The organism is Sorangiineae bacterium MSr11954 (assembly GCA_037157815.1).
In the GTDB taxonomy this organism is placed as follows: Bacteria; Myxococcota_A; Polyangia; order Polyangiales; family Polyangiaceae; genus Pendulispora; species Pendulispora albinea.
Window position 1 is genome coordinate 8,407,284 of the sequence record CP089984.1, and the last position, 20,495, is coordinate 8,427,778.

At 66.0% G+C, this 20,495-nt stretch carries 24 protein-coding genes; 10 read left to right on the plus strand and 14 right to left on the minus strand.

Annotated elements, in window-relative coordinates:
• Positions 1-19: 19 nt before the first annotated feature.
• The 5 genes from LZC94_32550 to LZC94_32570 form a co-directional block, all read right to left on the minus strand.
• Positions 20-439, minus strand: coding sequence for a hypothetical protein (locus LZC94_32550; protein WXB12566.1), 420 nt, complete (start codon positions 437-439; stop codon positions 20-22).
• Positions 440-506: 67 nt separating this feature from the next.
• Positions 507-1,376: a hypothetical protein gene (locus LZC94_32555; GenBank protein ID WXB12567.1), complete on the minus strand. Its 870-nt coding sequence runs from the start codon at positions 1,374-1,376 to the stop codon at positions 507-509.
• Complete coding sequence (locus LZC94_32560) at positions 1,373-1,924, minus strand: sigma-70 family RNA polymerase sigma factor (GenBank protein ID WXB12568.1); 552 nt, start codon at positions 1,922-1,924, stop codon at positions 1,373-1,375. The genes LZC94_32555 and LZC94_32560 overlap by 4 nt, the downstream gene beginning before the upstream one ends.
• 35 nt (positions 1,925-1,959) lie before the next feature.
• Complete coding sequence (locus tag LZC94_32565) at positions 1,960-2,967, minus strand: hypothetical protein (protein WXB12569.1); 1,008 nt, start codon at positions 2,965-2,967, stop codon at positions 1,960-1,962.
• 83 nt (positions 2,968-3,050) lie between these two features.
• Positions 3,051-3,650, minus strand: coding sequence for a peptide deformylase (locus tag LZC94_32570; protein ID WXB12570.1), 600 nt, complete (start codon positions 3,648-3,650; stop codon positions 3,051-3,053).
• A 68-nt stretch (positions 3,651-3,718) separates the two neighbouring features.
• Here LZC94_32570 and LZC94_32575 point away from each other — a divergent pair, with 68 nt between their 5' ends.
• Complete coding sequence (locus LZC94_32575) at positions 3,719-3,880, plus strand: hypothetical protein (GenBank protein WXB12571.1); 162 nt, start codon at positions 3,719-3,721, stop codon at positions 3,878-3,880.
• Here the strand turns inward: LZC94_32575 and LZC94_32580 are convergent.
• Entirely contained in the window at positions 3,877-4,710 is an 834-nt protein-coding gene (locus tag LZC94_32580; GenBank protein ID WXB12572.1) for a hypothetical protein, read from the minus strand. The genes LZC94_32575 and LZC94_32580 overlap by 4 nt on opposite strands.
• Positions 4,711-4,824: 114 nt before the next feature.
• Here LZC94_32580 and LZC94_32585 point away from each other — a divergent pair, with 114 nt between their 5' ends.
• Together LZC94_32585 and kduI are read left to right on the plus strand one after the other, a co-directional pair.
• A complete protein-coding gene (locus LZC94_32585; protein ID WXB12573.1) occupies positions 4,825-5,949 on the plus strand; it encodes a LacI family DNA-binding transcriptional regulator in 1,125 nt (374 codons plus the stop codon).
• 141 nt (positions 5,950-6,090) lie between these two features.
• Positions 6,091-6,939, plus strand: a complete 849-nt coding sequence (gene kduI / locus LZC94_32590) for a 5-dehydro-4-deoxy-D-glucuronate isomerase (protein ID WXB12574.1) — start codon at positions 6,091-6,093, stop codon at positions 6,937-6,939.
• A 16-nt stretch (positions 6,940-6,955) separates the two neighbouring features.
• Here kduI and LZC94_32595 read toward each other — a convergent pair whose 3' ends face one another.
• Complete coding sequence (locus LZC94_32595) at positions 6,956-7,378, minus strand: DUF1772 domain-containing protein (protein WXB12575.1); 423 nt, start codon at positions 7,376-7,378, stop codon at positions 6,956-6,958.
• Positions 7,379-7,585: 207 nt separating this feature from the next.
• On the opposite strand from LZC94_32595, the gene LZC94_32600 reads away from it, so the two are divergent.
• On the plus strand, positions 7,586-7,987 hold the full coding sequence (locus LZC94_32600; protein WXB12576.1) for an NUDIX domain-containing protein: 402 nt from the start codon (positions 7,586-7,588) through the stop codon (positions 7,985-7,987).
• A gap of 1 nt (position 7,988) precedes the next feature.
• On the opposite strand, the gene LZC94_32605 is transcribed toward LZC94_32600, so the two are convergent.
• Positions 7,989-9,185 carry a metallophosphoesterase gene (locus LZC94_32605; protein ID WXB12577.1) on the minus strand — a complete coding sequence of 399 codons (1,197 nt, stop codon included), beginning with the start codon at positions 9,183-9,185 and terminating at the stop codon, positions 7,989-7,991.
• 347 nt (positions 9,186-9,532) lie between these two features.
• Here LZC94_32605 and LZC94_32610 point away from each other — a divergent pair, with 347 nt between their 5' ends.
• On the plus strand, positions 9,533-10,669 hold the full coding sequence (locus tag LZC94_32610; protein ID WXB12578.1) for a hypothetical protein: 1,137 nt from the start codon (positions 9,533-9,535) through the stop codon (positions 10,667-10,669).
• 18 nt (positions 10,670-10,687) lie between these two features.
• On the opposite strand, the gene LZC94_32615 is transcribed toward LZC94_32610, so the two are convergent.
• Positions 10,688-12,184 (minus strand): serine/threonine protein kinase, encoded by a 1,497-nt coding sequence (locus LZC94_32615; protein WXB12579.1) that lies wholly within the window; start codon positions 12,182-12,184, stop codon positions 10,688-10,690.
• A 210-nt stretch (positions 12,185-12,394) separates the two neighbouring features.
• On the opposite strand from LZC94_32615, the gene LZC94_32620 reads away from it, so the two are divergent.
• Positions 12,395-13,483 carry a hypothetical protein gene (locus LZC94_32620; GenBank protein WXB12580.1) on the plus strand — a complete coding sequence of 363 codons (1,089 nt, stop codon included), beginning with the start codon at positions 12,395-12,397 and terminating at the stop codon, positions 13,481-13,483.
• A 2-nt stretch (positions 13,484-13,485) separates the two neighbouring features.
• Positions 13,486-14,574, plus strand: coding sequence for a hypothetical protein (locus LZC94_32625; protein ID WXB12581.1), 1,089 nt, complete (start codon positions 13,486-13,488; stop codon positions 14,572-14,574).
• A 22-nt stretch (positions 14,575-14,596) separates the two neighbouring features.
• On the opposite strand, the gene LZC94_32630 is transcribed toward LZC94_32625, so the two are convergent.
• Genes LZC94_32630 through LZC94_32650 form a run of 5 tightly spaced genes read right to left on the minus strand, consistent with a single transcriptional unit; the run spans position 14,597 to position 17,190 of the window.
• Positions 14,597-15,094, minus strand: coding sequence for a universal stress protein (locus LZC94_32630; protein ID WXB12582.1), 498 nt, complete (start codon positions 15,092-15,094; stop codon positions 14,597-14,599).
• A gap of 37 nt (positions 15,095-15,131) precedes the next feature.
• Positions 15,132-15,617, minus strand: coding sequence for a hypothetical protein (locus LZC94_32635; GenBank protein ID WXB12583.1), 486 nt, complete (start codon positions 15,615-15,617; stop codon positions 15,132-15,134).
• A gap of 35 nt (positions 15,618-15,652) precedes the next feature.
• Positions 15,653-16,456 (minus strand): DUF4142 domain-containing protein, encoded by an 804-nt coding sequence (locus LZC94_32640; GenBank protein ID WXB12584.1) that lies wholly within the window; start codon positions 16,454-16,456, stop codon positions 15,653-15,655.
• Entirely contained in the window at positions 16,453-16,863 is a 411-nt protein-coding gene (locus LZC94_32645; protein ID WXB12585.1) for a response regulator, read from the minus strand. The genes LZC94_32640 and LZC94_32645 overlap by 4 nt, the downstream gene beginning before the upstream one ends.
• Positions 16,864-16,920: 57 nt before the next feature.
• Positions 16,921-17,190 carry a hypothetical protein gene (locus LZC94_32650; GenBank protein WXB12586.1) on the minus strand — a complete coding sequence of 90 codons (270 nt, stop codon included), beginning with the start codon at positions 17,188-17,190 and terminating at the stop codon, positions 16,921-16,923.
• Between the two features lie 566 nt (positions 17,191-17,756).
• Between LZC94_32650 and LZC94_32655 the strand changes: the two genes are divergently transcribed.
• The 3 genes from LZC94_32655 to LZC94_32665 all read left to right on the plus strand — a co-directional run bounded on the left by LZC94_32655 (position 17,757) and on the right by LZC94_32665 (position 20,495).
• Positions 17,757-18,257, plus strand: a complete 501-nt coding sequence (locus LZC94_32655) for a hypothetical protein (protein ID WXB12587.1) — start codon at positions 17,757-17,759, stop codon at positions 18,255-18,257.
• 247 nt (positions 18,258-18,504) lie between these two features.
• Positions 18,505-19,608, plus strand: coding sequence for a Gfo/Idh/MocA family oxidoreductase (locus tag LZC94_32660; protein WXB12588.1), 1,104 nt, complete (start codon positions 18,505-18,507; stop codon positions 19,606-19,608).
• A gap of 44 nt (positions 19,609-19,652) precedes the next feature.
• Positions 19,653-20,495 (plus strand): Ku protein, encoded by an 843-nt coding sequence (locus LZC94_32665; GenBank protein ID WXB12589.1) that lies wholly within the window; start codon positions 19,653-19,655, stop codon positions 20,493-20,495.

Sequence of the window (20,495 nt, forward strand, 5' to 3'; positions counted from 1 at the left end):
TTTCCAAGTGCGCTGATTTTCAACGGGTCCGGGGGAACGTGCGCTTCAACAGGATGTGAACGCGCCAGAGCACCAAACCCAGCACGGCGAAGGCAGCCGTCACGGTGCCCATGGTGGCCAGCACGTCGATCCAAAGAGGAGCGCCCGAGCGCAGGATCACGAGGGAGACCGCCATGGCGCCGCCGCCCAAAATGCCGCCCATCGCCCCGCCGATGAAGGCGAGGCCCAGGCGGATCCAACGGGCGCGGGGGGAGCTCGGCGCGGGTGGATGGGCGGGTGCAGGCCCCGGCGCGGGTGCAGGCTCCGGCGCGGGCTGCAGCGCGCGCCCTGTGATCCGCGGTCCGCTGGGCGCACACGGCTCGATGCCGGACTTCAAGCGTTCGGTGGAGGAGGGCAACCCACGAAGGGCGCCCCGATGGGCTCTTCTCGACTCGGCCATACCGTTGTGTAGCTCCCAATCACAATTGGGTTCGGCGCCGTGCTTCCGTCACACGGCGCGCGATGCTTCAATCGCCTTGCATCGCGTCTTCGACGATGGGAACGAAGAGGCTGCGCGGAAAACGCTGGAGGAAGCGCTCGCCGCGCGACTTGGCCGCGGCGGCGTCGCCCGTCTTGGCGAGCGCTTGAACGGCGAGCGCCTCGCGCTCCTCCGCCAAGACGCCGTTTGGAAACTGACGCGCGTGCCGCTGCAACGTGGTGAGCGCGGCGTTCGCATCGGCCCGCGCCAGAGCCGCGCGCGCCGTCTCCACCAGCGCGCGCTCGGCGGCGAGCGCGCCATCGCGGGCGGCCGAGGGAAACGCCGGCGGGGCGCCGTGAGGCTCGGGATCCGCGCTCTCCGCCGGCCCGACGTGCGCCGGGGCCGGCGCGGTGACCGGATCGTGCGCCGGATCGAGAGATGGATCGTGCGCCGGATCGTGAGACTGTGTCGGGCGGCGCGGAGCGGTCTCCGTCGCGGGAGTCGGCGCCTCCTCCGGCGCGGTCACGGTGTGGGCGACCGGCGACGCGCTGCGCTCGGAGCGCAGCACGCCATAGACCAACGCGGCCCCCGCGGCCGCGCCGAGAACGAAGACCCCGGCGAGCATCGGCAGAAGCCGGCCAGGGGTGCGCGGCGTGTAGCCGACGGCCGAGGCCACATAGTCCGAGTCGGGCGCTCCCCATGTTGCGTCGTCCCCTTCCCGCGCGGGGCGCCCTCCCCGCCCGGCCGCAGGCGCGATGGGGATCACCGACGCAGGCGCGCGCTCGGGCGCGACGCCCACCGTGGTCTCGACCCGGTGCAGCAAGCGCTCCCGGACTCGCTCCGGCGCCGGGGGCCCTTCCGCCCCCGCATCGAGAAGCGCCCGCAACGAGGGCGCGAGCGGCTCGAGATCGTCGCTCATGACCGAGCCTGCGCCCCTTGCGCGCCTTGCAAATGCGCGACGGCGGACGCGAATGCCTTACGCGCCAGCCGCAAGCGCGAATAGACGGTGTTCAGCGGAACGCCGAGCGCCGTGGCCACCTCGGGGGCGGTCTGCCCGTCCAGCTCGTGCAAGATGAAGACCGCACGCTGGTCCAGGTTGATCGTGTCGAGCGCTGCCATGACGAGCCTGTGGGCCTCCATCGTCTCCAGTTGGGCGTCGACCGAGGGAGAAGGGTCTTCTCGCTCGGGTTCCCCGTCGAAGACCTCGCGCTGGAAGCGCGATGTTCGGCGGTAATCGGATGCTATGCGAAAAGCTATACCGAAGAGCCACGGACGAAGCGGGCGAAAAGGATCGTAGTCACTCAGCTTGCGGTGAACCGTAACGAAGACATCGTGCGCGACGTCCTCGAGATCCGAAGGGCGCACCCCCAGCCGGCGGAGGCTTTGCCATACATAGTTGAGCTCTGCATCGTAAATGGATCGAAAGGAGGGGCCCCACCCCATGGCGCTCGCGGGCGAAGCCTGCATGTCATCTGGGTATCGGGATGACGAGGGTGAATCCGTCACGGAATGTGCACCCCCAGTCCGAATCCGACGGCACCGGAGACCGACGGGCTGCGCCACACCTCGGACTGGTTCACCTGGGCCACCGTTTGCGAAAGCGGGACCAGGACATCGCCATGAAAATTCAAGGAAAGCACCCCGTGCAATGGGATCTCCAGCGCCACGCGGCCCCCGGTCACGAAGACCGGCGTGCTGGACGTCCGGCTCTCCTCGAAGGAGCGCCCCTCGGATCGCAACGCGCCCACCCCCAAAATGGCGCACCCGGCGAACACCCGGTGGTGCACGCACGGCACGACGGATCCGAGCACGAGCGATGCGCGGATGCTACCCGGCCCCACAGCTTGGCTCGCCGCCGCGTCCATGCGCGCATCCACACCGATGGAGACGGCGTCGTGCCGCACCCCCACCAGCACCCTGCCACCTTGGGACAGATCGGGCTCGGCGCCAAACGCCACGATCGCGCCACCGTTGGCATAGATCGACAGGTGCAGCCGCGGAGGAGGAGGCGGCGGCGGCGCGGGGGCGGCTACGAGCACCTCGACCCGCGGCGGGGGCGGCGGCGGCGCGGGCGGCGGCTCCTCTTTGATGACGATGGGCCGGGGCGGCTTGGGCTCCATGGCGCCCAGCGGATCGATGGCGATCGCGATGGCCAGCTCGGTGGCGGCCGCGAGCTCCGCGCAATCTTTTCCCTGCGAGGACAATTCGCGCTCGCCCGCGAGCTCGCCCGAGGCATCCCGCACCTCGATGCGGGTCCGCAGGGTGCGACGGGCGCGCGAAACGCGTGCGATGACCGTCCTCTCCGCGTGGTCGTCGAACGGATCGCGCCCGAGCCGGCCGGAGACACCGTTGCGAAGCGTCTCCTCGTCCGGGCACTTCTCGGCCCCGGCACCGCGCGCATACACGAGCTTGACCCGTGACGGCTCCCCGGCGGACGCACGTCCTTCCACTCCGAGGAGCCCGAGCACGAGTGCTCCGAGCATCGCCGTCGGGAACGATCGCTTCGCCAAGATGGTCCCTCAATAGCCCAGGCCCACACAAGGTGCTCTGCAAAATGCGCGTTCCCCCGCGCCGCGTGCTCCAACGCTTCCGATCAGGCGCCGTCGCCGATCACGTAATGGACTTGCTTCCGGAAATAAGCGGGATCTTTCTCGAAAACGTCACGCAACACAATCGCATCGCGGCCGACCCCACCAGCGCCAGCGCTGGCATCGCTGTCGATGCGATCGAAAGAAAGAATGCCATCGAGGTGGTCAATCTCGTGCTGAAGCAGCTCCGAGGTGGCGCGATCGAGCTTGGACCACATGCAAGGCTGGCCGGATTCGTCCAAGAACGAGACCGAAATGGCATCGTGGCGGCGGACGCGAACGAACAGCGAGGGGAAGCTCATACAGTCGTCCCACATCGTAAAGGTCTCCGCGCTTCGCCAGGTGATCGCGGGGTTGATGAGCAACCCGACATAGCTCGGGAGGTGCACGGCGATGAAGCGCTGCGCAATGCCAATCTGCGGCGCGGCGATGGCGCGGCCGAACCCGTGCTCGTTGCGGAAGGCATCGAGCGCGCGGCGAAGGCGCTGACCCTTGGCGAGGAAGTCCGGATCGTGGACGTCGAGGACGGGCTCGGAGACGCGGCGCAGCTGGGGATCGCCCAAGAGGAGCACGGTGGCGGGCATTTCGGCGTGAGGCGGGGTCATAGCGAGGATCTTCCACCGCGCGGGCCACCGGGCAAGCACGATCCCAGGCTCGGGGCTACACTCGGAGCATGTGCCTCATTTGCATCGAGTTCGACAAGCTCACCATGAACGTCAAAGAGGCGCGCCGTGCGCTCGGCGAGATGCGCGTGACCTTGGACGCCAAACACGTGAAGGAGCTGGAGGCCAAGCTCGACAAGGCCGAGCGCAGTCGCTCGCCGACCAAGCCTTAAAGCTCGGAGCTCTTCGCCGCCACCGCTTTGCATCGCAGCTCGCCGCACCGCCCAAAGCGGAGCACCGCGGACTGCCCCGCTTCGATATCGTGAATGCCGGTGGCCGCGCCGGTGGTGACCAGATCGCCCGCCTTGAGCGGACGGTTTCGATGTGCCAGGTGCTCGAGCAAGAATCGCAGGGCCTCGATCGGCCCGCCGGGCACGGAGGCGGCGGTGCCCGTGCCCACCCGCGAGCCCTCGATCCAGGTCTCGCACGGGAGCTCCTGCCAAGGCGTGCTCCGCCAATCGCGGATCTCGGGGCCGAGGATCAAGCCGTTGTTGTTGCCGAAGTCCGAGACCACCACCGTCGGACCGAGCGCGTTGATGGTGGCGAGCGGACTGCCCGCGGGCTCCACCCCGATGTGAAGCGCGGCGGTCATGGCCCGGGCCTCATCGAGCGTCCAATCGGTCTTCCCCGGTGGGGCATCGTGTGCCACGCGCACCACGTATTCCGCCTCGACCGCGGCGAAACCTCCGACGAAAACCGGAAACGCGATGGCCTCGTTGCGCTCGCCTTCGGGCACGGTCCAGAGCTTCCGACGAAAGATGGGCCCGGCGATGCGCGGTGCCCCGAGCACGGCCTCGTACTGCGGGGGCACACGACCGATCTTCCACCCCACGACATCATCGGACCAAAGCGAAATGGCGATTTCCTGGGTGGCGTAGCCGGTGGCCAAATCGCTTGGAACCGGCCCCGGAAACTCCGGCAACGCGCGCATGGCCCTGCGCGCCTCGACGAAGTGACGGGCGACTTGGGTCACGGCGGCGGAGGAAAGGGGCGACGAGGTCACGCATTGGGCTTAGGGGAAACCGGTGTCATTTTCAATGGAGTCATTTGCGGGGGTGTGAAATCGGGTACAACGAGTGCGCGAACGACGCACGCCATGGCGAAGAACCGATCGAAAATGACGCAGGACGTTGTCCGGGGCGCGAGCCGGGCCGGGCGAAGTCCAGCCGGATGGACGGAGCCCACGGAGGACCACGGAGCGCAGCGGGTGAGCGAACGCGCGCGCCGACCGACGATCAACGACATCGCCCGGCTGGCCCGCGTGTCGAAGAAGACCGTTTCGCGCGTCATCAATCGCTCCCCGCTGGTGCGCGAGGACACGCGCGAGCGCATCAACGCCGTCATCGAGGAGACGGGCTTCGTCCCCGATCCCACGGCGCGCGGCCTGGCGTTCCGGCGCGCGTTCCTGATCGGCATGATCTACGACAACCCGACGCCGCAGTACGTCGTGAACATGCAACAGGGCCTGCTCGATGGCATGCGCGACTCGGACTACGAGCTGGTGGTGCACCCGTGCAACCGGGCGAGCCCCGACTTCGTGACCGACGTGCGCAACTTCGTGGAGCGGCAAAAGCTGTTCGGCGTGGTGCTGCCGCCCTCCGTCTCGGAGGACGATCGGCTGCCGCCCATCCTGCGCGAGAACGACTGCGCATACATCCGCATCGCATCGGTGGCCCTCGACGAGCCCGACGTCATGGTCGTGACCAACGATCACGTGGGCGCCGCCGCGGCCGCACGTCACCTCCTCGCCCTCGGTCACCGCCGCATCGCCCACATCTCGGGCCTGATGACCTTCCGCTCCGCACACGAGCGCCGCCGCGGCTTCTCCGAAGCGCTGGCCGCCCAAGGCGTGAAGCTCACCAGCAAGAACGTGCTCGAGGGCGCCTACACCTTCGAGAGCGGGATCGAGTGCGCAAAGGTCCTGCTCGCCCGCTCCCCTCGCCCCACCGCCATCTTCGCCGGCAACGACGAAATGGCCGCCGGCGTGCTCGTGGCCGCGCGCCAAGCGGGCGTCTCCATCCCGCACGATCTGTCCGTGGTCGGCTACGACGATTTTCAAATCGCCGAGCGCGTATGGCCGCCCCTCACCACGATCCACACGCCCACCCGCGAGATCGGCCGCATCGCCGCCGATCAGCTCATACGCAGCACGGGCGACGCCCACGGCATCCGCTACGATTCGCAGGCGATCCTGCCGACCTTGGTCGTGCGCGAATCGTCGGGCCCTGCGCCCGCCGAGTAGCCGCCGGCGATTCGGGCGGTGCGGACCCGGGCGCGCGGCACGGCGGGCGCGCGGCGAGCTCCTTGCGCTTGCCTTCGGCCATGACACCGGTTACCTAACGAAGAAGGAAGGAGCAGGGCCGCGGGTGGCCTGCAACGCACCGTGTTCGAAAAAACCTACCAAGCGACCCATCCCGACATGATGGCGGGCGCCACCGCCGATCAACTGCGCAACCGGTATCTGGTCGGCGATCTCTTCGCGCCCGACGCCGTTCGTTTGAACTACTCGCACAACGAGCGCATCGTCATCGGCGGCGCGGCCCCGGTGACCAAGGCCATCGAGCTACCGGACCAAACCGAGCCGGCATCGGCCGCGGGCCACCCCTTCTTGAAGCGGCGCGAGCTGGGGCTCATCAATGTGGCCGAAGGCCCCGGACGGGTCACCGTCGACGGGCTCGCCCACGATCTGGCACCCAAAGACGGCCTTTATGTTCCGATGGGCACGACCAAGGTGCTCTTCGAGAGCCTCGACCCCACGAACCCCGCGCGCTTCTATTTGGTGTCCACGCCGGCCCACGCGCGCTTCGAGACGCAAAAGCTCGGGCTGCGCGAGTCGGCGCCGCTGGAGCGGGGGGCGCTGGCGACATCCAACGAGCGGACCATTCATCAATACATCGTCCCCGGCGTATGCCGCTCCGCGCAGCTCTTGTTGGGGCTCACCATCCTCAAGCCGGGCAGCGTATGGAACACCATGCCGCCGCACCTGCACGACCGCCGCTCGGAGGTCTATTTCTATTTCGGGCTGAAGAGCGACGCGCGCGTTTACCACTTCATGGGCGAGCCCGATGCCCAGCGCCACATCGTGGTGGCCAATGAACAAGCCGTGATCTCCCCGCCCTGGTCGATCCACATGGGCTCGGGGACGTCCAATTACGCGTTCATCTGGGCCATGGGCGGAGAGAATCTCGACTACACCGATATGAACGTGCTCGATATCTGCCAATTGAAGTAAGGCCCGTCGCGCCGCTCTATTTGTTCAGCCCCAAGGTGAGCAGGATCGCCGCGCCGAACGAGGCGATCGTGCGCAGGTGGTTCCACGCCGTCCAGTTCGTGAGGTAATATTGCCAATACGTCGCCGCCTCGGCGCTCGCAGGATCGAGCGCCGCCAGCGCGCCGTTGCGCGGCACGTGGTACACGATCGTCAGCACGATGGCGACCAAGTACATGGCGCAGCCCGCGACCCGGTAGACGGCGCCGGCCTCGCCCAGGTGCAGCCCGGAACGAACACCCAAGATCGTGCAGAGGAGGGCCGTTCCAAACAGCGCCGTCATGAACCACGCGGTGGGCGCCTGCTGGTTGATGCCCTGCATGGCCGCGATCCCACGCGCCGGCTGCACGCTGCCGAGCCCCGCCATGACGAAGGTGGAGAACGCGAAAAACACGCCTGCCATCAGGGCGCAACCAAGAAGCGATACCATCGTCAACGAACGGACCATCTGGACACTCATCGAAGCCTCCACCTCGCTGCACCTTCGAAACGGAAGGTCGCAGCACCCGGAGAATGGCGCCTGCGCAGATGCATTGCAATCCGCATGGTTGCACGCATTCATTGCGTTTATGCATCGCTGCGCGGCGAGTGGATCGGCTACGGTCTCCCCATGGCGCGTATCATCGACAAAATTGCATGGATCCGGCTCGAGTCGGGGCGCATCTTGGGCACCCGCTCGCGCGGCAAGGATCGGTACTATTTGCCTGGCGGCAAGCGGGAGGCGGGCGAGAGCGATCACGATACCTTGGTGCGCGAGATCGACGAGGAGCTCTCGGTCGCCATCGTGCGCGAGACGGCCGTGCTCTTCGGCTCCTTCGAGGCCGCGGCGCATGGACACACCGATGGGACCTTGGTGCGTATGACCTGCTACACGGCCGACTACCGGGGAACCCTGGCGCCCAGCCACGAGATCGAGGAAATCGCTTGGCTCACCTACGCCGATCGCCCGCGCGTATCGCCGGTGGACCAGCTCATCTTCGATCACCTCCAGGAGCGAGGCCTCTGGGGCTGATTCACCGAAGCGAAGCGTGAACGCGCAGCAAGCTCTCCTCGCTGGGCACGCCCACGCGCAGCGGAAAGCCGTAGTGCCCCGTGCCACGGTGGACGTAGAGGCGGTTTCGGCCGAGCGCCCAAAAGCCGTGGTCGGGGATCTTCGTAAAGGCGCTGACGAAGGTGTGGGGGAGGCCCAGGGTCAAGAGGCCGAGTTGGCCGCCGTGGGTGTGCCCCGATAGCACGAGATCGGCGTCGCCGTCGGGGACATGACGGAAGGCGCCGGGATCGTGGAGCAGCACCAGGCGCAGGTGGCCGGGGATGCGCGGGTGGGCTTCGCATACGCCTCGGGTTTGCCGGGCGCGATCCCGAAAGTGGAAGTCGAGCCCCAGGATTTGCACGGGGCCGGCCGGGGTATCGACCACCGCCGCCTCGTCGACGAGGAGCGTCGCGCCAATATCGGACAGGGCGCCGGCGACGGTGTGCGGCGCCTCGAGATCGTGATTGCCGCGGCACGCGAAGACCCGCCCGGGCAGCGCGGCCAGCGGAGAGAGGGCGCTCGCCAGCGCCTCGCGCGCGTGGTGCGATTCCATGGTGAGGAAGTCGCCCGTGAGGAGCACGAGATCGGGCTTGGCCGCCACCGCGCGGAGGGCGATGCGATGGAGCCGCGACTCGGACATAAACGGGCCGAGGTGCGGATCCGTGATCTGCACGATCCGCAGCGGGCGATCGACGCGGGCGCCGCCTAGCGAGCGGCGCGCGAGCGATGGCGCGGAGGCTTCATCCAGGCTGACGTCGATCTCTTCGAAGCGCTGCGCGAGGCTCTGCACCAAGCCAAAGGCCGCGATGGCGTAAGGAACGAAGAACCCATACGGGGTGCCGCCGAAGGCCGCGACGATGGCCCAAGGCATCGCCAGCAGGGTTCCGGCGGCGAAGAACGACGCCGGGAGGCTCACCAGCGCGCGAAACCAAACGGCGCGCATGCGCGGCCGCACCAGGAACGCGAAATGAAGATACACGGCCGCCTGCAGATAGACGTAGATGGGCAGCGCGGGCTCGAACGAACGCGCGATCGAGGGCGCGAGGGCGCACGCGATGAGCGTTTGAACGGTGAGGAGCACGCCCGCAAAGGTCGCGTAGAGGCGACCGCGCAAGATGGCCGCGAGGATGACGACGGTGATGGCGGCCGCCGCCGAGAGCCAGGGAAACAACGCCAGCATGAGTGCCCAAGGTCTACCATGCCGGCCCCCGGTGCAGTATTGCGCAACATTTCTTCATAATCGGCTCGTATTTCCGAACACTTCCGTGCTGAACCTGCTTGGCGTTCGCGGGGACGAGCGCGCTCCGTACCCGGATTTTTGCACGACCGTCGCGAGGGTGTCGCGGGCGGGCGGCGCGTGCAGGGCGAGCTCCCACGGATCGTGCGATCCGAGGGTGTGCCATGGCGTGTCCGTAGGTCGGCCGCGGGCCAACGAAGATTGCGCCAAATGGGCGCGGCGCATGGGGCGCGCTGAGTGCATTGGGCCCGGGCTCCGCGCGGTTCACTCATCCCCAATTGGAGGTCGTCATGTCGACGCGTCGTGTCCGAATTCGCAATGGTTTGGATGTTGGAAAGGCTGTCGTTCTCACCGCGGTCATGTCGGTGTTTGGTGCCGTGGCATGTGCCGCGGATGGTGCGGATGGTACGGAGAGCACCACGGAGGAGGCGATGAACGAAATGCTCCTCGATGTCGAATCGGATGATGGAGAGCTGGGGGCGGCCTGCCATGTGCCAAAAACATGTGCCGGGATCGAATCCGCCATGAAGAAGTGGGTGGCCAAACATCGAAGCTGCGGCGATGGGCTCCCCAGCTGCGAGTACATCCCCGATCTGGACTACGTGAACCTCTGTGAGATCGTGGCCGCCAAAAAGAAGGATCGAAAGAAGCTCGACGCGCTCTTGAAGGCCTTCAAGGACAAAGGGTGCACGACCACCGGCGTTTGCGGGCACACGCCAGGGAGCGCGGTGTGCGAGAACGGAACGTGCCAGTGGAAGCGCGATACGAGCTGCGAAGACTGTCCGCGCGATCTCGATCCCCAGTGCACGGTGAACAACCTCAATGCGCTCAACAAGTGCTACGCCGAGCATTGCTTGAAGAGCCCCGTCGCGCACGCCGGCTTCTGCGAGGACTCGGCGGAGTGCAAAGGCGCGCAGGGCACGTGCGAAGAGTGGACCTCGAACGAGACCGCATTCTGCCCCGATGGAACGCGGTGGCACGGCGCCTTCTGGACGCCCGAGGCGACCAAGGGGTGCGCCGAGGGGAACTTCCAGAACACCTGCTGTGTGCCGTGGGATCAGCCCTGCAGCTACATCGGTAGCACCGTGAGCTTGAACATCGATCCGTTCACGTGCGCGACGCCGACCGGGGGCGGCATGCCGTGGGTTTGCGTGGACGCGAACGATACGTCGACGTGCACCATGGCCGCGAAGATGCAACAACCCTTGAACCCCAATGGCCCTTACAACGCCGATATCACCATGATCTCCCACTTGGGAAACATGGCCGAGATCACCGGCGTTCATCGGGAGACGGGCGCTCATTTCCGCTGCACCGGCAAGGTCTCGTACGATATTTCGCGCGCCAATACCTGGAACTGCGAGACATGCCAAAACGGCGCATGCACGCAGTGCCAGGCGCAACAGACCTATCTTTGCAGCCTCTAGCCGACCCGTAGCGCGCCATCAAAAGCGGTTATCGAGCGGGTCCTTGGCTTTCGAGCCCGCGTGACTCGAATGGCTCGAATTGCCCGGATTGCTCGGACTGCCCGAACCGCTTGCTGCGCCCGGCGCGGAGCCACTTGGCGACCGCAAAGGGCGCAGCGGCGCCCCGGCGTCGGCCTCGAGGGTCGCCGTCTCGCGCGCCGCATCGGCGCTCGGCGTCGGTGCGATCGCGGGCGGCGCGGCGCTCGGGGACGAGAGCTCGCCCCGCGCCAACGGCTCGCGCGGCGCCGACGCCGTGGCGTCGAAGGTCGAGACGGCGCCCGCCGCGACGGACGCCGCGGGATCGGCCGACGCCGCGCGCCCGTGCGTGAGCCAGGAACGAAGCCACCACGTCGAGCCCAGGAGAACGGAGACGGTCACCAGCCCCGCCACCAGCGCGACCCACTTTCCGCCGCGCGTGCTCTTCCCCCCATCCATGGACGCGGCCAAGTTGGCATGCTGCACCGTTGGAAGCGGTGCGGGCGAAAACGAGGGCTCGGGCGAGAACGAGCGCGCGGCCACCGTTTCCATCGGCAGGAGCGGGGGATCCAGGGGCGCCTCGGACCTGCGCGAAGTTTGCCCCGACCCGACGGCGGCGTGCGACGAATGCCGGCGCAGCTCGACCAGCACCTCGTCGTCCGTGGGGCGCTTTGCGCGATCGTTCGAGAGCATGCGCGAGGCCAACGAGACGATCGCGGGCGGAACGTCGCGAAGCAAAATATCCAGCGGCGGGCGCTCGTCGACGGCGATCTTCCGAAAGACTTGTCCGAAGTTGTCCCCGTCGAAGAGCACCTTCCCCGAAAGGCACTCCACCATCACCACGCCCAGCGCCCAGATATCCACGCTGCGATCGAGGTGCTTCTCCCCGAAGACCTGCTCGGGCGCCATGTAGTGCGGTGTTCCGACGACCGCGCCCGTGTTCGTGATGTTGACATGGGCAGCCGTATCGGTCGCGCGGGCCAGGCCAAAATCGAGGACCTTGACCACCGTGAGCCCATCGTTCTCTTGCGCGAGAAAGATGTTGTCCGGCTTGAGATCGCGGTGCACGAACCCTTGCGTGTGGGCGCTCTTCAAGGCGGCGGCCACCGAATAAAGGATCTCCGCCGTCGCCCCGAGGCCGAGCGACGTCTCGCGCTCCAAGCGCTCGGCGAGCGATTCGCCGCGAAGGAGGTCCATGACCATGAGCAGGACACCGGTGTTCGGCAGCTGCCAGAGATCGAATACTTGAATGATGTTTCGATGTTGGAGCGACGCCGCCACCCGGGCCTCGCGCAAAAGGCGTGCAGCATCGTCGGGGCCATTGCGTTTGAGGACCTTGATGGCCACGGCTCGCCCGGTCGTCAGGTGGGTGGCGGCCCACACGATGCCCATCCCCCCTTCCCCCACGATCCGCTCGAGCCGGTAGCGGTCGGCGACAACGTCCCCCGCCGCGAAGCTTGGCGCGGCAATCGGGGTCGGAGGCGGGGAATCCGGCGGCATCGGGGCGGAGAATGGCTCAAAGGCGAATCAGCGTCTACTGCTGTACGCGCGTTCTTTTTCTCGTGACGGCGCGCTCATCGCGTGTCGTTCAGGGGGGAGAATCGTCTCTCCTGGCGTATACGGAGCCATGAGCGCCAAGTTTCCTCATGATGTTTGGCATCAACGTTCTACGAGGTATGACGGCAGGCGAGTATGATGCGTATCTTTCGAATGTCCGCCGCACGAATCGCGCTCATTTCGTCAATAGGGCTCGCGGCGATCACGGGGACCACGGCGGCTCGTGCCGATGACCGCACGGCCGAAGCTCTTTTTCGCGCGGCCAAGCAGGCGGTGCAGGCCGGCGACTACAAAACCGCGTGCGAGAAGTTCGAGCAAAGCCAGCAGCTCGAGCCGGCCCCCGGTACCCTTCTCAACCTCGCCGACTGCGAAGAACATTTGGGCCGCCTGGGCCTCGCCTCGCAACACTTTCGACTGGCGGCGCTCCACTTTCGTGCGGGCGATTCCAGGATCACCTACGCCAAACAGCGTGCCACCGCCGCCGAAAGCCGCATGCCGCGACTCGCCATCCGTATCGCGATGTCATCTTCTTCCACGTCCTCCGGGCGCGGCCAAGCCGATAAAACCACGGTGCTCCGGGATGGGGTCGAGCTCGATCCCGCGGCGCTGGGGCAACCGCTGCGCGTCGATCCGGGGGAGCACGTGGTGATCGCGCGAACCGCAGGAATGAGCGACGCGACGTATACCATCACCTTGTCGCCGGGCGAGACGAAGGAGCTCTTGTTGCAGCCCTCCGATACGCCCGCGCGTGCCGCGGCGCCGGCCGTGTCTTCTTCCTCTTCTTTTTCTTCCTCTTCTTCTGAGGCGGCGACCCGAGAACCCAAGCCGGTGCCACCGTCCGCGTCCGCATCCGCATCAATCGATTTGCGCGCCGAGAACCGTGCGAGCGGCACGCCCGTGCGCACGGCCGAGGCGCAAGCAGGCCCCAGTCGAACCTTGGGGTGGATCGCATTGGGCGTGGGCGGCGCGGGGATCGCGGTTGGAACGATTTTCGGGCTTCGGGCCCTGTCGGAGAAGAGCACCATCGACTCGCACTGCAACGCCATGTGCGATCGCGAGGGCTACGACGCCCAGTCTTCGTACAAAGACGCTACCGTGCTGAGCACCCTTGGCTTTGGCGCGGCGCTCGCCGGAATTGGGGTGGGCACGTATTTTCTCGTGGCCCGCCCGTTCGACAAGCGGGTCACGGTGACCACGCAGACGGGACACGGGCTTGGCTTGCGCATGACGGCGGAGTTCTGAGCATGCGCAAGCGCGTTTCGATCTTTTGGGTGAGCACCCTCGCCGCCACCGCCGCATGGGTCCCCGGGTGCGGCTTGCTCCTCGGCGTCGACGCCGATCGCCCGCTGGATCCAGGCGATGGCGGCAACTTGCAGGCCGACACCAGCACCTCGAGCAACCCGGGAGATGGCTCCACGCCCGACGGCAAAGGTGGATCGGGCGATGGGAATGTCGACCCTCCCCGCGATGGCGGCGATCCCGGCCACGACGGGGGCACCTGCGCGGAGGGCACCCATCGTGTCGGCAGCGCGTGCGTGGCCAATGAGATTCTCACGGCGGGCACCAAGCAAACGTGCCGCATCAAGCCCGATGGCTATGTCCTTTGCTGGGGCGATTCGGCGGCGGGGCAACAGCGAATCCCCAATACGACCTTCAAGCAAATATCGTCCTCTGGATTGCACATCTGCGGCGCGCGAACGGACGGCCTCGCGTCGTGCTGGGGCTCCGATGGACAAGGGCAATCGACCCCACCGCCGGGGACGACGGCCCAACTCGCCGCCAGCGGTCTTTACCACTCGTGCAGCATCCTGGCGGAAGGCCCGCGGACGGGGACGGCGGTCTGCTGGGGCTCGAATTATTACCAACAGGCCGAACCCAAGGGCGGCATCTTCGCGCAGCTCACGGCCGGCGCCCGGCACACCTGCGGCCTTCGTCCTACCGGCGCCGTCGAGTGCTGGGGCAACAACGACTCCGGTCGCGCAACGCCACCGTCCGATTCATTTCTCCAAATCAGCGCGGGCACCGATCACACCTGCGGCGTGCGAACCGACGGCACCTTGAGGTGCTGGGGCGATCCCGGAAATGATCGGTTGGCCGCCCCCGCCGGCACCTTCCAACAAGTGGTCGCCGGCAGTGCCCACGGCTGCGCCTTGGCCATGGACGGTCGCATCACCTGCTGGGGCGACAATGGAGCGGGCCAAGCGTCCCCGCCCTCCGGCACCTTCCGACAGATCGCCGCGGGGGATCGCCATACGTGCGCCCTTCGCGCCGATGGCACCGGCACATGCTGGGGTGACAACGCCGATAAGCAAGCACCCCAGATCATGCCGTGATCGCCGCCCGGGCGCCGAGGACTTATTTCGTTTCGCGCCGCGTGCCCGTCTCGTGCTTTTCGCCCGCTTCGTGTGTTTCCCGCACGAGCAAAACGGGGATCTCCGCCAGGCGCGCGATCTTCTCGGCCACGCTGCCGAGCAAGGTTCGGGATAGCCCCCGCCGGCCATGGGAGCCCACCACGATCAAATCGGCGTTCTTCTCCTTGGCCACCGTGAGCACCTCTTCCCACGGCGCGCCCGATCGCAAAATCGGCTCCACGCTCGCGCCACCCAGCCGGGTCGCTTCGGCGCGGAGCTCGTCGCGCGCGGCCGTTTCGATGGGCCCTAGCACCGCCTCCACGTCGACCCCCGGTGCGGGGATCCCGGCCCCCGGCGCGTAGCCCAAGGACGTGATGGGAATTTCGTAGGCGTGGACGAGAAAAATGGTTGCCCGAGAGGTCTTGGCCAAACGCAACGCCACGTCGCTCGCTTTGCGCGAAGACTCTCCGAAATCCGTCGCTAGAACGATTCGTTCGAACACCGTTGCACCACCTTTCTACGGCCGCTGCCTGGGCCGTTCATGATTTCTCGGCAGCACCCGCCCTTGTACGGCTCTTCTTCGCGGTCATGTGGTCCGGTGATTGCTCCCGACTGGAGCAAGCATCGAATAGGCGGGGCACATCGAAAGGGATCCTCATGGCCGCGAAGAAGAAATCGAGCTCTCGGAAATATGGGAAAGCCGCCAGCGACAAAGTCGGCAAAGCCATGCATGAACGAAAAGAGGGCACCTTGCGCTCGGGCAGGTCCGGAAAAAAGGTAACGAATAAGAAACAGGCCGTCGCCATTGGCCTTTCGGAGGCGCGCCGCGAGGGCGCGAAAGTGCCAAAAAAGAAAGCCGCAAAGAAACCTGCTGCCAAAAAGACGGCCGCCAAGAGGTCGGCGTCCAAGAGACCAGCCGCCAAGAAGTCGGCCACCAAGAAGGCGCCCGCGAAGAAAAAGGCGCCCGCGAAACGCGGCAACCACGGGAAAAAAGCCGCGTAACGCGGGCTGCGAAGACGAAGCATGCTGCGCGTGCGACCTTGGCCGCACGCGCCATGAATCAACGACCGGGACCACGCCGCCGTGCTCCATTGCCGAGCGTGTCGTGAAGCTCTTGCGCCACCTTCATATGCACTTCGACCTTGGCGCGCACCGATTGGAGCATCGATTTCACCTCCTCGTTCTTGGCGGCCGGCAGAAGCTGGTTGTCCAACGTCTCCAGCGCAGCACGATGCGCGCGCACCTCCTCGGCCATGTACACCCGATCGAAGCTGGCGCCGGCGCGCTGCAGCTGCTCGAGGGTCCTATCCGAGTCGTCCTTCAGCGCCTGGCTGGTCGCGCTCTCCACGGGCGCAAGCCGCCTTCTCTTGGCCAGCTCGTAGCCTCGACCATCGGCATCCATATGGTCGTTCATCATGGTCGTGGCAAAACGCCTCACCCGCTCGTCCTTGCCTTGCTCTCGCGCCAAACGCGCTTGGTCGACCTCGGCCGTGTGGAGCACATGCGCGACCTGCACGATTTGGTCATCGCTGAGACCACCGGCCCGAACAGTTTCGGATCCACCCCCCGAGGTATGGGCGCCGGCGCTGCTCGAGCTCTTCGCGGCATTGGGGATGCTCGACGTGCCTGGCCGATACATCGGATAAGCTTCGGTACCGGGGCCGCTGGCAGCATCGACCGAGCCACGGGGCGCTTCGCCGCCGGTAGTGTTGGTGACGCTGGGCATCTCCGACCGGGGAGCCCGCGGCGCGGGGGTGTCGCCTCCCCCGCACGCCAGCACGACCGAGGCGGCCGACGCAAGGGCACCGGAGAGGAGGCTCGCGCGCGCCGACCGGGAGCTCACAAGTTGCACGACGTCGATCATGATGGGCTCTCACACCCAATGGGCGGGTCTTGTGTACGCGCCTCGCCCAGGTGGCGGGCCACGACCGATTTGAGCGCCTCGTGGCTGAATGGCTTCGCGAGGATCGCGTCGGCGCCCATGGCGATGGCCCGTTCGAGGAGCGAGGGATCGCCGCTCATGGCCACGATGGGAACGTCGGCGGTCTTCTGATCACCGCGGACCTGTTCGATGACCTCCAACCCCGTGATGCACGGCAAGCACAAGTCGATGAGCATCAGCGAGGGCGAATGCAGAAACAGCGATGAAAACGCGTCGATCCCGTCTTTCCCATGGAGGACGCCGTAGCCTTCGCGCCGGAGCACGCGCGAGACGAGATCGACGAAACTTCTCTCGTCGTCCACGACGAGAAGCGATTTTTCATGCACCATACAAGTATCCTCCGGAACGTATACGCGGGAACGAAGGGGTCGGTCTGTCGAAAAGGTCTATAGGGTCGCCGCCCGCCGCCTTCCACGGCGGCGCGAGGCGCCCGAATCCGATGAAGGAGCAACCGCGAGAAACACCACCTCGTATTTTTGCGCGAGGGGGCTCGCGTCGACCTCCGGACTACGACGGAGAAGCTGCTGCATGGTGCCCAGCGCCAAGGCGCGCGTCGCGGATCGGCACTGCAATGCCGGCATGAGGGGACACCGTGCGGAGACCGTTCCGTCTTCTTCGTAGTGAAGGTAGACGGGGAGATTGCGCAGGGAGTTCATGGGTCACGCCCTTCTCCATGGTCGGTTATCCCCCGACGACTGAAACCTCTCGACCCCCAAAGGGCGAAGGTTTTGCGCTGCATGTTTCATAGGCGAGTCTCCTTCCCGAAACTGCGCCCCCCCGAAACCAGACGACGTCACCCCGTGCATCGTTCGGACCAAAATCGAGCGCAGCGCCTCAAGGCTGTCCTGTAACAAACGGATATCACTCAATTTTTCGCCGAAAGGAGGTCGAGCCTTCTTTGTCACGCGAAGCCGGACAGTTTTGCCTCGGGTGTGATCCTCGCGCCCGCGCACACGAATCGATGATGGAGCGAAGACGCGATGAGAAGCGTTGAGATGCGATGACGCGCCGGCGGAAGACGAGATGCGATGAGCCAAACTTCGTTTCCATGAAAACTCCATTGGACATCCGGAGGCCGCATCGATCACATGTGGCGGTATTGCCTCCGCACGCTTGCACGATGCACATGATCGCGCGCGCGTGTTTATCTGCGGTATGCGCCCCATGGCACGCACGATGCTGGGCATGGCAGCGGGGGGAGTTCTCACGGAGGAGACACGTCATGCTCAACATTTCACGTATCAGCATGGTCCTCATCGCTTCGGCGCTTGCCCTTCCCGCTTGCGAACGCTCTGCGCGCGACGAGCAAGACAAGGTCGCATCGGCCGAGCGCGAGGCCCAAAAGAAGACGGTTGAGGCCCAGAGAGAGTCGACCACCAAGATCACATCGGCGCAAGCAGAGGTCGATCAGAAGGTGGCCGAGGCCAACGCCAGCTTCGTCAAGACACGTGAGGATTACCGATCCGATTTGATGTCCAAGCTCGACGACGCCGACAAGAAAATCCAAAAGCTGGAGTCCAAGCAGAACACGGCCTCCGGTAAGACCAAGGCCGAGCTCGAGGCTGCGCTGCCCGACATTCGCGCCAAGCGCGACGCGCTTCGCAACAACATCCGGCAGCTCGACATGGCCAGCGTCAACAACTGGGACGCGACCAAGAACCAGCTGGACAACGATCTGGCCGGCTTGAAGAGTGCCCTCAACAAGGCGCCGGTGGTGATGTGACATGTGACGGCGTCCTCGCCGGGCCGCGAAGGCGGCGCGCGCGCAGAACGCGAAACGTACATCGAACGCGCGAGACACCACGAACGCGTTGGATGCAAAAAGGGGGAGTGCACCCGTGCGGTACCGCGCGGGTGCCTTTCTCGCCGCGAGGGCGCGCCACCTGAATCACCGACTCTGCCTACCACCTCTATTGCGACTATTACGTCAATTACGGAACCCGCCGGGAGAGAGAAGAGAGAGAGCTGCCATGGCCACGAAGAAGGTCCGTTATGCCGTCGTCGGGGTTGGGAACATCGCGCAGATGGCCGTTTTACCCGCCTTCGAGCACGCGAAGGAGAACAGCGAGCTGGTCGCGCTGATATCCTCCGATCCGCACAAGCTCGAGGAGCTGGGGGAGCACTATCGCATCGAGCACCGGGGCTCCTACGAGGAGTTCGAGAGCGTGCTCCGGCGCGCGCGGGCCGACGCCGTGTACATCGCATTGCCCAACACGATGCACTGCGAGTTCACGGAGCGGGCGGCGAAGGCCGGGGTCCATGTTCTATGCGAGAAGCCGATGGCCATGTCGGTGTCGGAGTGCGAAACGATGATCCGCGCCTGCCAAGCGGCCAACGTGAAGCTCATGATCGCCTATCGTCTGCACTTCGAGGAGGCGAACCTTCGCGCGATGGAAATCGCCCGCTCGGGCAAGCTGGGCAAGCTCCGCTCGTTCGACTCCGTGTTCGGGCACGACGTCCGCCCGGGCGACATCCGCACGCGGCCCGATCTGGGCGGCGGCGCGCTCTTCGATATGGGCATTTATTGCATCAATGCCGCCCGCCACCTGTTCGGCGAGGAGCCGATCGACGTGGTGGCCTTTCAAACGGATCATCAGGAGCCGGAGCTCGGCGGGGTCGACGCCACGACCTCGGCGTTGTTGCGCTTCCCCGCCGATAAGTTTGCCACCTTCACCGCCAGCCAGAGCTCTGCGGACGTGGACTCGTACCGCATCGTCGGCAGCGAGGGCGTGTTGCGCGTGGAGCCCGCGTACACCTATCGCGGCGACCTAAAGCACTATTTGACGATCGGGGATCGCACCACGGAGACGCTCTTCACCGAGCGCGATCAGTTCGCGCCGGAGCTCGTCACCTTCTCGAAATGCGTCTTGGACGACACCGAGCCGGAGGCATCGGGGCAAGAAGGGCTGGCCGATGTCCGCATCCTGAAGGCCATCGCCAAGTCCGCCCGGCGCGGCGAGGTGGTGCAGCTGCGGCCCTTCCAGCGCGATGTTCAGCCCGACTTGGACCAGGAGATCCGCAAACCGCCGGTGGAGAACCCCAAGGTGGTGCACGCTCCCCCTCCGCACAAATAACCCCTATCGAAGTCATCGAATAGCCATCGAGACAGGAAACGGCCATGGCGCGCGCAATTTGGAATGGGGCGATCAATTTTGGTTTGGTGAGCATTCCCGTCCGGCTCTTCGGCGCCATACGCGCGAACGATCTTCGGTTCCATCTCCTGCACGAGAAGGACATGGGGAGAATTCACAACGAGCGCGTGTGCAATGTCTGCGAGGAGCACGTGGAGTGGAAGGAGCTGGTGCGCGCCTATGAAATCGAGCGCGACAACTTCATTCCCATCACCGAGGCGGAGCTGAAAAAGGCCACCGCGGAGGCGACCCAGTCGGTCGACATCGTGGAGTTCGTCGGATTGAACGAAATCGATCCCATCTTCTTCGATACACCGTATTACCTCGCGCCCGAGCCGCGCGGGCGCCACGCGTACACGCTCCTTTGCGAAGCGCTGCAGCAATCGGAGCGGGTGGGGATCGCGCGGGTGGTCATCCGCACGCGCGAGCATTTGGCCGCGCTCAAGCCGAGCGACGGTGTGCTGATGTTGGAGCTCTTGCACTGGGCGTCCGAGGTGATTCCTCGCTCGGAGTACGACTTTCCCGAGGCGAAGGGGAAGCTCCCGGCGGCCGAGATGAAGGCGGCCATGATGCTCATCGATACGATGACCGCCACGTTCGATCCGCAGACGTTCCATGACCGGTACCGGGAGCAGGTGCTGGCGCTCATCCGCGATCGCGCCGAGGGCAAGGAGCTGCCGGCCGCCAAGCCGCAGAAAGCAGCCGGTAAAGGGAAGCTGGTCGACCTGGCGGCGATGCTTCAAAAGAGCCTCGATGCGGCCAAGAAGCGGGGGCCCGCGCGACCCAAGCGGGCCAAAGCGCCGGCGCGGGCTGCGCGCAAAGCGGCGTGA